This window comes from Pelagimonas sp., assembly GCF_050633425.1.
GTDB lineage: Bacteria > Pseudomonadota > Alphaproteobacteria > Rhodobacterales > Rhodobacteraceae > Pelagimonas.
Map to the genome: position 1 here is coordinate 183403 of NZ_JBOEGM010000022.1, position 15616 is coordinate 199018.

Sequence of the window (15616 nt, forward strand, 5' to 3'; positions counted from 1 at the left end):
CCCAATTTGGGGGCGCTTGTTGCGTTTTGGGTGTGCGTCCTATGTGTGAATTCTCTTGCCCGTGTTGCGGGTTCCCGACGTTGACTGAACTTGGCGGCTATGAGATTTGCCCGGTCTGTTGGTGGGAGGATGATGGACAGGATGGTCATAGCGCCGAGGTTGTGCACGGTGGCCCAAATGGCAGATACTCTCTTTCGGATGCGCGAAAAAACTTCAATAGCCACGGGTATATGTATGACTTGGGCAGCGGGTTAAGGGCGGTTGAACAGCCGAGCCCGGCGCGGGTTGCGCTCATGGCATATGTTTTTGAAGTACGTGATGGGGGTGAGTTCAATCAAGACGTCTTGGACGTTTTGATTAAGGCTTGCCAATAGGGGCGTTTCTGTACTCTTCGACCAGCTGGAAAAACAGTTGAAAGGCGTCTTCAGGTTGGCTTTGTCGGTTTATTGCGTGGGTTAGCCCGAGGCAGCGGACCACTTTCGCGTTTCTTGGAGCCAATCTCCAAATGCCTTGCGCGAAAACTGTCGGCCTTCATAAGTTTCTTGGATTCCGTTCAGGTTTAACGCGGCTTCGTAACCACATATAAGGGTTTCAAGGTCCGCCAAAGCGTCTTGTGATGGCGGGTTCCTCACGTACATTCACGGCCAGGCCTTGATTGCATTTAGATAACCGTAAATGTTCTTTGAAAACTGATCGGGCTTGGTCAAATGTCCCTCGTGAACTTGGCTAATTAGATGTGTGTCGGTCGAGACCTTCAGATTTTCAAACCGTCCTTGCAACCCCCAAGACTTGACGATACGACCCAAAACTGAGATGCTGCCCACTTAGGTAAAATGCGTTGCAACTCCCTTGGGGGTTGCGTTCTTGCCGTTCACAGAATATTCGGAAGTCTCCTGCGGGTTCGAGCGATTCGAAGCCGCATTTTCTATTTTGCAAGCTGTGAGGTGTTTCAACTCTCTAAAATCTCGACTGCTTGGATTGTAAGTTTCTGAAAATAAAAAGAAAACCAAGAGAATTCGCAGCAGAAGATTACCGTAAAAAATGGATATTGGACAGCCCCGACTTGGCAAGCGCCCCTTTTGACTTCGGTTTAACCGACGCCAGATGTGACGCTTTCCAAGGCAGGGATCCCATGATCGAGTGGCCTCCGGTGGGACGGAGGCCGAGAATGGATCGGATTTTTGCCGTCACTGACGGTGACGCGTCGTAGCCCGACGATGTGTTACTCGAAGAGATTATCGAAAGGTGACATCTGTCATGGCGCAAAGCTTCCTTGGCCAGAAACGTCTTCGCCGTTATTACGGCAAAATCCGTGAAGTTCTGGAAATGCCGAACCTTATTGAGGTTCAAAAATCCAGCTACGAACTGTTCCTGAAATCCGGCGACCAGCCCGTGCCCTCCGACGGCGAAGGCATCAAAGGCGTTTTCCAATCGGTCTTCCCGATTAAGGATTTCAACGAAACCGCGGTTCTGGAATTCGTAAACTACGATCTGGAAAAACCAAAATACGACGTCGAAGAGTGCATGCAGCGCGACATGACCTACAGCGCACCGCTGAAGGTTACCCTGCGCCTTATTGTGTTTGATATCGACGAAGATACCGGCGCGAAATCGGTTAAAGACATCAAAGAACAAGACGTGTTCATGGGCGACATGCCCCTGATGACGCCAAACGGGACGTTTGTTGTAAACGGCACCGAGCGCGTGATCGTCAGCCAGATGCACCGTTCACCCGGTGTGTTCTTTGACCACGACAAAGGCAAAACGCACAGCTCGGGCAAGTTGCTGTTTGCATGCCGTATTATCCCCTATCGCGGCTCTTGGCTTGACTTCGAATTCGACGCCAAGGACATCGTGTTTGCACGCATCGACCGTCGCCGCAAATTGCCGGTGACAACGCTTCTGTATGCGCTTGGTCTCGACCAAGAAGCGATCATGGACGCCTATTACGACACTGTTTCTTATGAACTTAAGAGCAGCAGCGGTTGGTCGACCAAATTCTTCCCAAATCGTGTCCGCGGTACCCGCCCGGCCTTTGATCTGGTGGATGCCGACAGTGGTGAAGTGATTGCCGAAGCTGGCAAGAAAGTCACGCCGCGCGCGGTTAAGAAGCTGATCGACGAAGGTAAAGTTGAAAACCTTCTGGTCCCATTTGATCAGATCGTCGGTAAATTTGTGTCCGAAGACATCATCAACGAAGAAACTGGCGCGATCTATGTCGAAGCCGGTGACGAGTTGACATGGGAAGTCGACAAAGACGGCGATGTTACAGGTGGTACACTGAAGGAATTGGTTGACGCGGGCGTCAAAGAGATTCCGGTTCTGGACATCGACAACGTCACTGTTGGCCCCTACATGCGCAACACCATGGCGATGGATAAAAACATGGGCCGCGACACCGCGCTCATGGATATTTATCGCGTTATGCGTCCGGGTGAGCCGCCCACCGTTGAAGCTGCGTCGGCTCTGTTCGACACGTTGTTCTTTGACTCTGAGCGTTATGACCTGTCGGCCGTTGGTCGTGTGAAAATGAACATGCGCCTGGCGCTGGACAAAGAAGACACGCAGCGCACGCTGGATCGTGAAGACATCGTTCAGTGTATCAAAGCGCTGGTCGATCTGCGCGACGGTCGTGGCGACATCGACGATATTGACCACCTTGGTAACCGTCGTGTGCGTTCCGTTGGCGAGCTGATGGAAAACCAATACCGTGTTGGCCTGCTCCGCATGGAGCGCGCGATCAAAGAGCGTATGTCCAGCGTCGAAATCGACACTGTGATGCCACAGGATCTGATCAACGCCAAACCGGCGGCGGCTGCGGTACGTGAATTCTTCGGCTCTTCGCAGCTGTCGCAGTTCATGGACCAAACCAACCCGCTCTCCGAAGTGACGCACAAGCGTCGCCTTTCGGCGCTTGGCCCAGGTGGTTTGACCCGTGAACGTGCTGGCTTTGAGGTTCGTGACGTTCACCCGACGCACTATGGTCGGATGTGTCCGATTGAAACGCCGGAAGGGCCAAACATTGGTCTGATCAACTCGCTGGCGACCTTTGCCCGCGTGAACAAATACGGCTTTATCGAAACACCTTATCGCGTTGTTAAAGAGGGCACCGTCACTGACGAAGTCCACTACATGTCTGCGACCGAGGAAATGCGCCATACTGTGGCCCAGGCGAACGCCAACCTCGACGAAAACATGAAGTTCAAGAACGACCTGGTTTCGACCCGTAAATCCGGTGACTACACATTGTCACCAAGCGAAGCGGTTGACCTGATCGACGTGAGCCCGAAACAGTTGGTGTCGGTTGCGGCATCGCTTATCCCGTTCCTGGAAAACGACGATGCGAACAGGGCCTTGATGGGCTCGAACATGCAACGTCAGGCGGTTCCAACTCTGCGTTCCGAGGCTCCGATTGTGGGCACCGGGATCGAAGAAGTTGTGGCCCGTGACTCAGGCGCGGCTGTTATGGCCAAACGTGCAGGTATCATCGACCAAGTTGACGCGCAGCGTATCGTTGTGCGCGCCACCTCTGATCTCGAAATGGGTGATGCGGGCGTTGATATCTACCGGATGCGCAAGTTCCAGCGGTCGAACCAAAACACCTGTATCAACCAGCGTCCGCTGGTGAAGGTGGGTGACACGGTTCTGAAGGGCGAAGTTATCGCCGACGGTCCATCAACAGACATGGGTGAACTGGCCCTTGGTAAAAACGTGATCGTCGCGTTTATGCCTTGGAACGGCTACAACTACGAAGACTCGATCCTGATTTCCGAACGCATCGCCAAGGATGACGTGTTCACATCGGTCCACATCGAAGAATTCGAAGTCGCCGCTCGTGACACCAAGCTTGGCCCAGAAGAGATCACCCGCGACATTCCAAACGTCGGTGAAGAAGCGCTGCGCAACCTCGACGAGGCTGGCATCGTTTACATCGGTGCGGATGTTGAGCCGGGCGATATCTTGGTCGGTAAAATCACCCCCAAGGGCGAAAGCCCAATGACGCCAGAAGAAAAACTGCTGCGCGCCATCTTTGGTGAAAAGGCATCGGACGTGCGCGATACATCGCTGCGTGTGAAGCCCGGTGACTATGGGACAATCGTAGAAGTGCGCGTCTTTAACCGCCACGGTGTGGAAAAAGACGAACGTGCGCTGCAGATTGAGCGTGAAGAGATCGAGCGTCTGGCCCGTGACCGTGACGACGAACTCGCCATTCTTGACCGTAACATCTATGCTCGTCTCAAGGGGATGATTGCCGGTAAAGTGGCTGTTAAAGGCCCCAAAGGTGTGCGTCCGAATTCGGAAATCAACGACGAGTTGCTTGAAACTCTGACCCGTGGTCAGTGGTGGCAGCTTGCTCTTGGTGAAGAAGATGACGCCAAGCATGTCGAAGCCCTGCACGAGCAGTACGAAGTGCAAAAGCGCGCTTTGGATGCCCGTTTTGAAGACAAGGTTGAGAAAGTGCGCCGCGGCGACGATCTGCCTCCGGGCGTGATGAAGATGGTCAAAGTCTTTATCGCCGTGAAGCGTAAGCTTCAGCCGGGTGATAAAATGGCGGGTCGCCACGGGAACAAAGGTGTGGTTTCGCGCGTTGTTCCAATGGAAGACATGCCGTTCTTGGCCGATGGTACTCCGGTTGACTTCTGTCTGAACCCACTGGGCGTTCCATCGCGGATGAACGTTGGTCAGATCCTTGAAACCCACATGGGTTGGGCCGCGCGTATGCTCGGCATCAAGGTGGACGAAGCGCTGCAGGAATATCGTCGCAGCGGTGACATGACCCCGGTTCGCGAAGCTCTTCGCATTGCCTATGGCGACGAAGTCTATGAAGAAGGCTTTGGCACCATGGAAGAAGGCGAGCTTCTTGAAGCGGCTGGCAATGTTTCCAACGGCGTTCCAATCGCGACACCCGTCTTTGACGGTGCAAAGGAAGCTGACGTGAACGACGCGCTGCTGCGTGCTGGTTTCTCGGAAAGCGGTCAGTCGCGTCTGTTTGACGGGCGTACCGGCGAAGAGTTCGCGCGTGAAGTGACCGTGGGTGTCAAATACCTGCTGAAACTGCACCACCTTGTGGACGACAAAATCCACGCACGTTCGACCGGACCATACTCGCTTGTTACTCAGCAGCCGCTGGGTGGTAAGGCGCAGTTCGGTGGCCAGCGTTTCGGGGAAATGGAAGTCTGGGCTCTCGAAGCTTATGGTGCCGCCTATACCCTGCAAGAAATGCTGACCGTCAAATCGGATGACGTGGCAGGCCGGACCAAGGTTTATGAAAGCATCGTGAAAGGTGAGGACAACTTCGAAGCTGGCGTACCAGAATCGTTCAACGTTCTCGTCAAAGAGGTCCGCGGCTTGGGCCTCAACATGGAACTCCTTGATACGGAGGAGGATGAGTAAGGCGGAGCAGGTTGAAAATGGAATCAAGGTTCATACCACTGTTGGCGGCTATGTCAGTCGCAATCTTAGTGGAGACCTTGGTTCTAAAGCGCGAAAGCTTTTTCGCGCCGAAGATCAGCCGACGCAACGCAGCAAAATTGGGCTTTGCCATTCTAGGCTTTGTCCTACTCAACCTAATCCTGCGCAATTCGCCCCTCATGGGAGACTGAAATGAACCAAGAACTGACCAACAACCCGTTTAACCCGGTTGCCCCGATCAAGACCTTTGATGAGATCAAAGTGTCGCTCGCTTCGCCCGAGCGTATCTTGTCGTGGTCTTTCGGTGAGATCAAAAAGCCCGAAACCATCAACTACCGGACGTTCAAGCCTGAGCGTGACGGTCTTTTCTGCGCCCGTATCTTTGGCCCGATCAAAGACTACGAATGCCTGTGTGGCAAATACAAGCGTATGAAATATCGCGGCGTTGTCTGCGAAAAATGCGGTGTGGAAGTCACGCTGCAAAAAGTCCGTCGTGAACGTATGGGCCACATCGAGCTTGCGGCTCCTTGCGCGCATATCTGGTTCCTCAAGTCGCTGCCTTCGCGCATCGGCCTGATGCTAGACATGACCCTGCGTGATCTGGAACGCGTGCTGTATTTCGAAAACTATGTGGTGATCGAACCCGGCCTGACCGATCTACAATACGGCCAGATGATGAGCGAAGAGGAATACCTCGACGCGCAAGACGCCTATGGCATGGACGCTTTCACCGCCAATATTGGTGCCGAAGCTATCCGTGAAATGCTGGCCAACATCGATCTGGAAAACGAAGCTGAGCAGCTGCGCGCCGACCTCAAAGAGGCCACCGGTGAGCTGAAGCCAAAGAAGATCATCAAGCGCCTGAAAGTTGTCGAATCCTTCCTGGAATCTGGCAACCGTCCAGAATGGATGATCATGACCGTTGTGCCTGTGATCCCACCAGAGCTGCGCCCGCTGGTGCCGCTGGATGGTGGCCGCTTTGCGACATCCGATCTTAACGATCTGTATCGCCGCGTGATCAACCGGAACAACCGACTGAAGCGTCTGATCGAACTGCGCGCCCCTGACATCATCGTTCGTAACGAAAAGCGGATGTTGCAGGAATCTGTTGACGCTCTGTTTGACAACGGTCGTCGTGGCCGCGTTATCACCGGTGCCAACAAGCGTCCGTTGAAATCGCTGTCTGACATGCTCAAGGGTAAGCAGGGTCGCTTCCGTCAAAACCTTTTGGGGAAACGCGTCGACTTCTCCGGTCGTTCGGTCATTGTGACCGGTCCTGAGCTGAAGCTGCACCAGTGTGGTTTGCCGAAAAAGATGGCCTTGGAACTGTTCAAGCCGTTCATCTATTCGCGCCTAGAAGCCAAAGGTCTGTCTTCCACCGTGAAGCAAGCCAAGAAGCTGGTTGAAAAAGAGCGTCCCGAAGTTTGGGATATCCTCGATGAGGTGATCCGCGAACACCCTGTCATGCTGAACCGGGCACCGACATTGCACCGTCTTGGCATTCAGGCGTTCGAACCCACGCTGATCGAAGGGAAAGCCATTCAGCTTCACCCGCTGGTCTGTTCGGCGTTCAACGCGGACTTTGACGGCGACCAAATGGCGGTCCACGTTCCTCTGAGCCTTGAGGCCCAGTTGGAAGCGCGTGTTCTGATGATGTCGACGAACAACGTTCTGTCGCCTGCAAACGGCGCACCGATCATCGTTCCATCACAGGATATGATCTTGGGTCTGTACTATGTGACCATCATGCGTGAAGGCATGAAGGGCGAAGGCATGGTCTTCTCGTCGCTCGAAGAGGTCGAACACGCCCTCAACGCCGGTGAAGTTCATCTGCACGCCAAGGTTCAGGTCCGCATCAAGCAGATCGATGACGAAGGTGCCGAAGTGTATCAGCGCTTTGAAACCACGCCGGGCCGTGCCCGTCTGGGGGCCTTGCTGCCATTGAACGCCAAAGCTCCGTTTGATCTGGTCAATGACCTGCTGCGTAAGAAAGACGTGCAGCGCGTGATTGACACCGTTTATCGGTATTGCGGTCAAAAAGAGTCGGTTATCTTCTGTGACCAGATCATGACCCTGGGCTTCCGTGAAGCGTTCAAGGCCGGTATTTCCTTTGGTAAATCCGACATGGTTATCCCTGATAACAAGTGGGATATCGTTGGCGATACACGTGATCAGGTTAAAGATTTCGAACAACAGTACATGGACGGCCTGATCACTCAGGGCGAAAAGTACAACAAAGTTGTCGATGCCTGGTCGAAGTGTAACGACAAAGTTACCGAAGCGATGATGTCGACCATTTCGGCAGAACAGCGTGACGAAGATGGCTCCGTCAAAGAACCGAACTCGGTTTACATGATGGCCCACTCTGGTGCGCGTGGCTCGGTTACTCAGATGAAACAGCTGGGCGGGATGCGTGGTCTGATGGCCAAGCCGAACGGCGACATCATCGAAACACCGATCATCTCGAACTTTAAAGAAGGTCTGACCGTTCTGGAGTACTTCAACTCCACCCACGGTGCCCGTAAGGGTCTGTCAGATACCGCTTTGAAAACAGCGAACTCGGGTTATCTGACCCGTCGTCTGGTCGACGTTGCGCAGGATTGTATCGTGCGTCTCGAAGATTGTGGCACCGATCGCGCCATCACCGCCGAAGCGGCTGTGAATGACGGTGAAGTTGTTGCAACTTTGGGCGAGCGTGTTCTGGGTCGTGTTGCGGCCGAAGACATCTGCCACCCGGTCACTGGTGACGTGATTGCCAAGGACGAGTCGCTGATCGACGAACGCACTGCTGATGCGATCGAAGAAGCCGGTGTTTTGACCGCGCGTATTCGTTCGCCTCTGACCTGTGAAGCCGAAGAAGGCGTTTGTACCCAGTGCTACGGTCGTGACCTTGCACGTGGTACGCGCGTTAACCTTGGTGAAGCGGTTGGTATCATCGCGGCGCAGTCGATTGGTGAACCTGGTACACAGCTGACCATGCGGACATTCCACATGGGCGGTGTTGCCTCGGGTTCGTCTCGTTCGTTCCTTGAAGCCTCGCAAAACGGTAAAGTCGCCTTTGCAAACCCCGGTGTTATCATCAACGCCGCCGGTGAGCAGATCGTGATGAACCGGAACATGCAAATCTTGATCCTGAACGACCAGGGCGAAGAGATTGCATCGCACAAAATGGGCTATGGTTCGAAACTGTTCGTCAAAGACGGCCAGGACATCGCGCGCGGCGACAAAATGTTCGAATGGGATCCCTATACCCTGCCGATCATCGCCGAAAAGGATGCGGTTGCGAAACATGTTGACCTTGTGAACGGCCTCGCCGTGCGTGAGGAAACCGATGACGCAACAGGCATGACCCAGAAGATCGTGGTTGACTGGCGCGCTGCCCCCAAAGGCAACGAGCTTAAGCCTGAAATCATCCTGATGGATAAAGACGGCGAGCCGGTTCGTAACGATGCGGGCAATCCGATCACCTATCCGATGTCGGTTGACGCGGTTCTGTCTGTCGAAGATGGTCAAGAGGTCAAAGCCGGTGACGTTGTTGCGCGTATCCCGCGTGAAGGCGCCAAGACCAAGGACATTACAGGTGGTCTGCCACGTGTTGCGGAATTGTTCGAAGCCCGTCGTCCAAAAGATCACGCGATCATCGCCGAAATCGATGGTTATGTGCGCTTTGGTAAGGACTATAAGAACAAGCGCCGTATCGCGATTGAGCCGCAAGACGAGACCATGGAAACCCGTGAGTACATGATCCCCAAGGGCAAGCACATTCCTGTACTGGAAGGTGACTTCATCCAAAAGGGCGAATACCTCATGGATGGTAACCCAGCTCCGCATGACATCCTCGCCATTATGGGGATCGAAGCGCTGGCGAACTACATGATCGACGAAGTTCAGGACGTTTACCGCCTGCAGGGTGTTAAGATCAACGATAAGCATATCGAAGTGATCGTGCGCCAGATGTTGCAGAAATGGGAAATCCAGGACAGCGGTGACACAACCTTGCTTAAGGGCGAGCACGTGGACAAAGCCGAATTTGATGCCGCCAATGAAAAGGCGCTGTCGAAATCCGGTCGTCCGGCCCAAGGTGAGCCAATCCTTTTGGGGATCACCAAAGCGTCGTTGCAGACCCGTTCGTTCATCTCGGCGGCCTCGTTCCAGGAAACCACACGCGTTCTTACCGAGGCGTCTGTTCAGGGCAAGAAAGACAAGCTTGTTGGCCTGAAAGAGAACGTCATCGTGGGCCGTTTGATCCCTGCGGGTACAGGTGGCGCGACACAAGACGTGCGCCGTGTGGCCTCGTCGCGTGACAACGTTGTTATCGAAGCGCGTCGCGAAGAAGCCGAAGCCGCTGCAGCACTGGCTGCGCCGGAAATGGTCGAAGATGTGGTGGGTGGTGATGAGTTCGACACGCTGGTTGTCGACACGCCCGAAAGCCGCGAATGATCAACGGTTTCGTTGCAGATTGAATTGAAAAGGGCCCCAATTTCGGGGCCCTTTTTGTTACTGTTGCATCAGAAATTGACCATGGGGATTGTCGATCACCATTTTCCATGTGCCGTCTTGCTGGCGTCGGAACACGGCGACCGACAGGCCGGATTGCGCGATCTCGCTTCCATCTGGGCCGGTTGCGGTCATGGTCCATGGCGCAATGTGCAACCCGGTGTCGCCGGACACAAAGACCTCGTGACCTGAATAGCTAAAGGCGGGTTTCATGGCCGACATTGCGGTGAACATGGCGTGCAATTGATCCGCATCTGAAACCGGGGATTGCGGTTCGAACACCACAACGGCACCGGTGTCATAGCTTTGCATCGTGCGGGTGATATCGCCGCCGGTAAAGGCGGCGGTCATGTCTTCGACGGCTTGGTGAATTGCGGTCATATCGTTGGTCATTGTGGTGTCCTTTGCGAGAATAGGGGAGGGGGTGGCCGCGCTCAGAGCAAGCGCGACCAGCCATGCGGCTGCATGTTTCATTTGGGTTTTCCTTATGAGAGGGACGGGTGGTCCTTTAGAATGGCCTAGTTTTTCTGGGCCACGATCCTTTCCAGCTCAGCTGCAAAGTCTTTTTGCGCGGCCAGCATCCCGGTGGCGCGCTGCAATTTTGCCGATCGCAAAAAGCGTTCAGTTTGTTCCGCTTGCTCGCGAACCGTTTGAAGCGATGGGGCATCCTGATGAAGCTGTGATGGCTCGGTGCCAATCCGCTGCATATCCATGGCGGCAGGAAGGCGTTTTTGACACGAACACTGGGCAGCCGCATTGGCAAGGCCACAGCTTTGGGCGGTAAAGTCGGTGACCTTGTGGCGGGCCCGTGACAGGCGCTTGCGAAACAGGTCTTTGGAAATGTCGAGGATCAGCGCGGCTTCGCTTTGCTCCATCTCAAACACATCGCCCAGCACATAGGCGATGCGATGGGGCCGGTCGAGACAAAGCAACATGGCCATGGTGCAATTGATCCGCAGCTCATTGAGCATAATGTGATCTTCGGGGGCTTGGTGGGTGTCATCGACAAGACCGGCCTCGAGATCCGCGGCAAAGACATCAAAGCTTAGCATGGCTTCGGCCTGAGTCTTTTTAACGCGGCTCAGCAGGTGATTGGTGGCAACGCGGTAGACCCATGTACGAAACGACGCATCCCCCTTGAAGGTCGACAGTTTGGTGATGAGGCGGATCAGGATGTCTTGGGTGGCATCCTCGGCCAGACCCGGATCGGCGAGCATGCGCAGGGCCAGGCGATGAACCTGATCTTGGACCGCACGCACCAAGGCTTCGAGCGCTTTGGCATCGCCGGATTGGGCTTGGTCCACCAACCTATGCAGGTTTGGCTCGCTCGTTTCATGCACTGTCATATCAGGCTCCGTTTGTATCGGTTATGATAGTTAGACAGCGCGGTGTGTGCAGGTGTGACAAGATTTTTGCAAAAATCTTGGGCGCGGCACTCAGATCAGCGGCCAAACACCTGTTGGACGTGGGCTGTGTCGATGTCAAAGAGGGTTTTGAACAGCGCAACTTCATCGGGTTGCAACCGGGGCAGAACCACCGGTTTTACATGCTTTTTCTGGCGCGAGTCATTGTGATCATTGTGGCCGCGCACATACATCACTTCGTCGGTAAAGGTCACAGTTGGCATGAACTGATTGATCTTTTGGTGCCCGAAATTCATCACCGTTTGTTTGACGCCGGGTTTGACGGCGACCGCCTGCGCCAAACCCCAATAGGGATGGACGATGGGCTCGCCACAGATACCATCGGCATCAGGACGCGCGACAAACCCGCGGTTCCAGTCAAAACCCACCAACCGATGTTGCTCCAACAAGGGCGCGCAATCGACCGCGGCCTTTTTCAGGCGCTCGACAAAATGGATCGACACGGCGTCATCATCATCGTGGCGGAACTGCAAACAGGGCTGATCCATGATGCGCAGGCTGTTGATAACGTCCTGGCAGACTTTGCGGTGAGGGCCGGGCGCGCGCGGAACAACAACGGCTTGGTCAAAGTCTTCGACCAAAATCATCAACCGCTCTAGATATTCGACCGGCATCGCCTCGCCGACGAGAATGGCAAAGATAAAATCGGGGTCCGTTTGGGCGCGCAATCCGGGCAGGCAAACGGTTTCAAAATGGCGAAACCGCTCTTCGATCCGGTCTGGCTGGTACAGATAGGCGATCCGGTCGGCCAAAGTGTCATGTTCGACCTGAAATCCCCCTTCGGCAGGGTAGGAAAACCGACAAAATCCGATGACTTGCATAACAAACCCTTTGGTTGCAAAACCTATAAACATGCATGGCATTGCCGATGCCAAGTGGCAAGCGGGCAGGGCTGTTGACAAGGTTTGCGACTCCCCCTATACGCCCGCTTAATCCGCGCGGGAATTCCGTGCGTTTTTCAGAATTGAAGTGGTCAAGATCCAGGCGAATTAACTGCCCGATCCTCTGAGAGCCCACCGCATCGTTTACCTCGGAACGGGAACGACGCGGTTTTTATCTGTTGTGGCAACATAACAGTCTTCTGATCCCGGCAGGGGGCCCTTGGGCGCCAGGCCAACCGACTGAGCCGCGACGGATCATCCGTCGCACGACAAAAGTGAAAGCACGGGGAACAAAACCGAATGCCCACGATCCAACAGCTGATCCGCAAACCGCGCCAGCCTAAAGTCAAACGTTCGAAGTCGCAGCACCTCGAACAGTGCCCGCAAAAACGCGGCGTTTGCACACGTGTCTATACAACCACACCTAAGAAGCCGAACTCGGCGATGCGTAAAGTTGCGAAGGTTCGCCTGACCAACGGCTTCGAAGTGATCAGCTATATCCCAGGTGAAAGCCACAACCTTCAGGAACACTCTGTGGTTCTGATCCGCGGCGGTCGTGTAAAAGACCTTCCCGGTGTGCGTTACCACATCCTTCGCGGTGTTCTGGATACCCAGGGCGTCAAAGATCGTAAGCAGCGTCGCTCCAAGTATGGCGCGAAGCGTCCTAAGTAAGAGGATACACATATGTCCCGTCGTCACGCTGCCGAGAAGCGCGAAGTCCTACCCGACGCCAAATTTGGCGATCGCGTTCTGACCAAATTCATGAACAACCTGATGATCGATGGTAAAAAATCGGTTGCAGAAAAAATCGTTTACAACGCGCTTGATCGTGTTGAAAGCAAAGTAAAACGCGCGCCTGTGGAACTGTTCCACGAAGCGCTTGATAACATCAAACCGTCGGTCGAAGTTCGTTCGCGTCGTGTTGGTGGTGCAACTTATCAGGTTCCTGTTGAAGTTCGCCCCGAACGCCGTGAAGCTTTGGCGATCCGCTGGTTGATCACTGCAAGCCGTTCGCGCAACGAGAACACCATGGAAGAGCGCCTCGCTGGTGAGCTTCTGGACGCTGTTCAATCGCGCGGTTCTGCTGTTAAGAAGCGCGAAGACACCCATAAGATGGCCGACGCTAACAAAGCGTTCAGCCATTACCGCTGGTAATCTGGGCTTAGGACCAAAACAATGGCACGCGAATATACGCTCGAACACTACCGAAATTTCGGTATTATGGCGCACATCGATGCGGGTAAAACCACCTGCTCGGAACGCATCCTGTATTACACTGGTAAATCCCACAACATCGGTGAGGTGCACGATGGTGCGGCCACCATGGACTGGATGGAGCAGGAGCAGGAACGCGGCATCACCATCACCTCGGCGGCGACAACCACATTCTGGGAACGCACCGAAGATGGCAAAACTGCTGACACACCCAAGCACCGCTTGAACATCATCGACACCCCCGGCCACGTTGACTTCACCATTGAAGTTGAGCGTTCGCTGGCGGTTCTCGATGGTGCTGTTTGTGTTCTTGACGCCAACGCTGGTGTTGAGCCTCAAACAGAGACCGTTTGGCGTCAGGCTGACCGTTACTCGGTTCCACGGATTGTGTTCGTCAACAAGATGGACAAAATCGGCGCGGACTTCTTCAACTGTGTGAACATGATTGAAGAGCGCACCGGTGCAACCGCGGTTCCCGTTGGTATTCCTATTGGTGCCGAAACTGAGCTGGAAGGCTTGGTTGATCTGGTGACCATGCAGGAATGGGTCTACATCGGTGACGACCTTGGTGCATCTTGGGAAAAGCGCGAAATTCGCGATGATCTCAAAGACATGGCCGACGAATGGCGTGGCAAAATGATCGAAGCTGCTGTTGAGCAGGACGATGATGCCATGGAAGCCTACCTCGAAGGCGAAGAGCCTGATGTTGAAACCCTGCGTAAATTGCTGCGCAAGGGCACCTTGGCCATGGATTTCGTTCCTGTGCTTGGTGGCTCTGCCTTCAAAAACAAAGGTGTTCAGCCTCTGCTCAACGCTGTTATCGACTATCTTCCCAGCCCGCTGGACGTTGTTGATTACATGGGCTTTAAGCCTGGCGACGAGGAAGAAGTACGTGACATCGCCCGCCGCGCGGACGACGACATGGCCTTCTCTGGTCTGGCGTTCAAAATCATGAACGACCCCTTTGTTGGCTCGCTGACATTCGTACGTATCTACTCGGGCACCCTGACCAAGGGTGAATCGATGCTCAACTCCACCAAGGAGAAAAAAGAGCGTGTGGGTCGTATGATGATGATGCACTCCAACAACCGTGAAGAGATCGAAGAGGCATTTGCCGGCGATATCATCGCGCTTGGTGGTCTGAAGGACACAACCACAGGTGACACTCTGTGTGACGCCAAAGAACCGGTTGTTCTGGAAACCATGACCTTCCCCGATCCGGTTATCGAGATCGCGGTTGAGCCCAAAACCAAGGGCGACCAAGAGAAAATGTCCCAGGGTCTGGCCCGTTTGGCCGCCGAAGATCCTTCCTTCCGTGTTGAGACTGATCTGGAATCCGGTCAGACCATCATGAAGGGCATGGGCGAACTTCACTTGGACATCCTGGTTGACCGCCTCAAGCGTGAATTCAAAGTTGAAGCCAACATCGGTGCCCCTCAGGTTGCCTACCGTGAGACCATCGGTCACGAAGTTGAGCACTCTTACACCCACAAGAAACAGTCGGGTGGTTCGGGTCAGTTCGGCGAAGTGAAAATGGTTATCACTCCGACGGAGCCTGGCGAAGGGTATTCCTTCGAATCCAAGATCGTTGGTGGTGCTATTCCTAAGGAATACATCCCTGGTGTTGAAAAGGGTGTGAAATCGGTTATGGACAGCGGCCCTCTGGCTGGCTTCCCTGTAATCGACTTCAAAGTGGCCTTGATCGACGGTAAGTTCCACGATGTTGACTCCAGCGTTCTGGCATTCGAAATCGCTGCACGTATGTGTATGCGTGAAGGTATGCGCAAAGCTGGTGCGAAACTGTTGGAACCTATGATGAAAGTCGAAGTTGTTACTCCGGAAGAATATACCGGTGGTATCATCGGCGATCTGACATCACGTCGCGGTCAGGTGAACGGTCAGGAGCCACGCGGTAACGCTGTTGCAATCGACGCGTTTGTTCCACTGGCCAACATGTTCGGCTACATCAACACATTGCGTTCGATGTCTTCGGGTCGTGCGAACTTCACCATGCAGTTCGACCACTACAACGCCGTTCCGCAGAACATCTCTGACGAGATCCAAGCGCAATACGCATAAGACCGGGTGGCGGGGACAACCCCGCCCTACCCACCACTGTAGGGAGAGGCCAGCCCTCTCCACCTGATTTGAAAAAGGAGCCTTCTGATGGGCAAGGAAAAGTTTGAA

The 15616-nt window shown here is 54.3% G+C and carries 9 protein-coding genes; 6 read left to right on the top strand and 3 right to left on the bottom strand.

The window, feature by feature from the left end:
• Nucleotides 1–41 precede the first annotated feature (41 nt).
• The 3 genes from ACRBB0_RS19530 to rpoC all read left to right on the top strand — a co-directional run bounded on the left by ACRBB0_RS19530 (nucleotide 42) and on the right by rpoC (nucleotide 9852).
• Nucleotides 42–374: a CPCC family cysteine-rich protein gene (locus tag ACRBB0_RS19530; protein WP_431376142.1), complete on the top strand. Its 333-nt coding sequence runs from the start codon at nucleotides 42–44 to the stop codon at nucleotides 372–374.
• An 883-nt stretch (nucleotides 375–1257) separates the two neighbouring features.
• Nucleotides 1258–5394, top strand: coding sequence for a DNA-directed RNA polymerase subunit beta (gene rpoB / locus ACRBB0_RS19535; protein ID WP_431376152.1), 4137 nt, complete (start codon nucleotides 1258–1260; stop codon nucleotides 5392–5394).
• A 210-nt stretch (nucleotides 5395–5604) separates the two neighbouring features.
• Nucleotides 5605–9852 carry a DNA-directed RNA polymerase subunit beta' gene (gene rpoC, locus ACRBB0_RS19540; RefSeq protein WP_431376143.1) on the top strand — a complete coding sequence of 1416 codons (4248 nt, stop codon included), beginning with the start codon at nucleotides 5605–5607 and terminating at the stop codon, nucleotides 9850–9852.
• Nucleotides 9853–9909: 57 nt separating this feature from the next.
• Here rpoC and ACRBB0_RS19545 read toward each other — a convergent pair whose 3' ends face one another.
• The 3 genes from ACRBB0_RS19545 to ACRBB0_RS19555 all read right to left on the bottom strand — a co-directional run bounded on the left by ACRBB0_RS19545 (nucleotide 9910) and on the right by ACRBB0_RS19555 (nucleotide 12154).
• Nucleotides 9910–10383, bottom strand: a complete 474-nt coding sequence (locus ACRBB0_RS19545) for a YybH family protein (RefSeq protein WP_431376144.1) — start codon at nucleotides 10381–10383, stop codon at nucleotides 9910–9912.
• 44 nt (nucleotides 10384–10427) lie between these two features.
• Nucleotides 10428–11255 (bottom strand): RNA polymerase sigma factor, encoded by an 828-nt coding sequence (locus tag ACRBB0_RS19550; RefSeq protein ID WP_431376145.1) that lies wholly within the window; start codon nucleotides 11253–11255, stop codon nucleotides 10428–10430.
• A gap of 95 nt (nucleotides 11256–11350) precedes the next feature.
• A complete protein-coding gene (locus ACRBB0_RS19555; RefSeq protein WP_431376146.1) occupies nucleotides 11351–12154 on the bottom strand; it encodes a putative rhamnosyl transferase in 804 nt (267 codons plus the stop codon).
• A 360-nt stretch (nucleotides 12155–12514) separates the two neighbouring features.
• On the opposite strand from ACRBB0_RS19555, the gene rpsL reads away from it, so the two are divergent.
• From rpsL to fusA, 3 genes are read left to right on the top strand one after another with little or no spacing between them, the layout of a single operon-like run.
• Complete coding sequence (rpsL, locus tag ACRBB0_RS19560; protein ID WP_008883423.1) at nucleotides 12515–12886, top strand: 30S ribosomal protein S12; 372 nt, start codon at nucleotides 12515–12517, stop codon at nucleotides 12884–12886.
• 12 nt (nucleotides 12887–12898) lie between these two features.
• Nucleotides 12899–13369, top strand: coding sequence for a 30S ribosomal protein S7 (gene rpsG / locus ACRBB0_RS19565; protein ID WP_431376147.1), 471 nt, complete (start codon nucleotides 12899–12901; stop codon nucleotides 13367–13369).
• A 21-nt stretch (nucleotides 13370–13390) separates the two neighbouring features.
• Complete coding sequence (gene fusA, locus ACRBB0_RS19570; RefSeq protein WP_431376148.1) at nucleotides 13391–15508, top strand: elongation factor G; 2118 nt, start codon at nucleotides 13391–13393, stop codon at nucleotides 15506–15508.
• Nucleotides 15509–15616 lie beyond the last annotated feature (108 nt).

Excerpts from the sequence above, each read along its gene's own strand:
- ACRBB0_RS19545 (WP_431376144.1), bottom strand. The coding sequence starts at position 10,383 with ATGAAACATGCAGCCGCATGGCTGGTCGCGCTTGCTCTGAGCGCGGCC.
- rpsL (WP_008883423.1), top strand. The coding sequence starts at position 12,515 with ATGCCCACGATCCAACAGCTGATCCGCAAACCGCGCCAGCCTAAAGTC.
- ACRBB0_RS19530 (WP_431376142.1), top strand. The coding sequence starts at position 42 with ATGTGTGAATTCTCTTGCCCGTGTTGCGGGTTCCCGACGTTGACTGAA.
- rpoB (WP_431376152.1), top strand. The coding sequence starts at position 1,258 with ATGGCGCAAAGCTTCCTTGGCCAGAAACGTCTTCGCCGTTATTACGGC.
- ACRBB0_RS19550 (WP_431376145.1), bottom strand. The coding sequence starts at position 11,255 with ATGACAGTGCATGAAACGAGCGAGCCAAACCTGCATAGGTTGGTGGAC.
- rpoC (WP_431376143.1), top strand. The coding sequence starts at position 5,605 with ATGAACCAAGAACTGACCAACAACCCGTTTAACCCGGTTGCCCCGATC.
- ACRBB0_RS19555 (WP_431376146.1), bottom strand. The coding sequence starts at position 12,154 with ATGCAAGTCATCGGATTTTGTCGGTTTTCCTACCCTGCCGAAGGGGGA.
- rpsG (WP_431376147.1), top strand. The coding sequence starts at position 12,899 with ATGTCCCGTCGTCACGCTGCCGAGAAGCGCGAAGTCCTACCCGACGCC.
- fusA (WP_431376148.1), top strand. The coding sequence starts at position 13,391 with ATGGCACGCGAATATACGCTCGAACACTACCGAAATTTCGGTATTATG.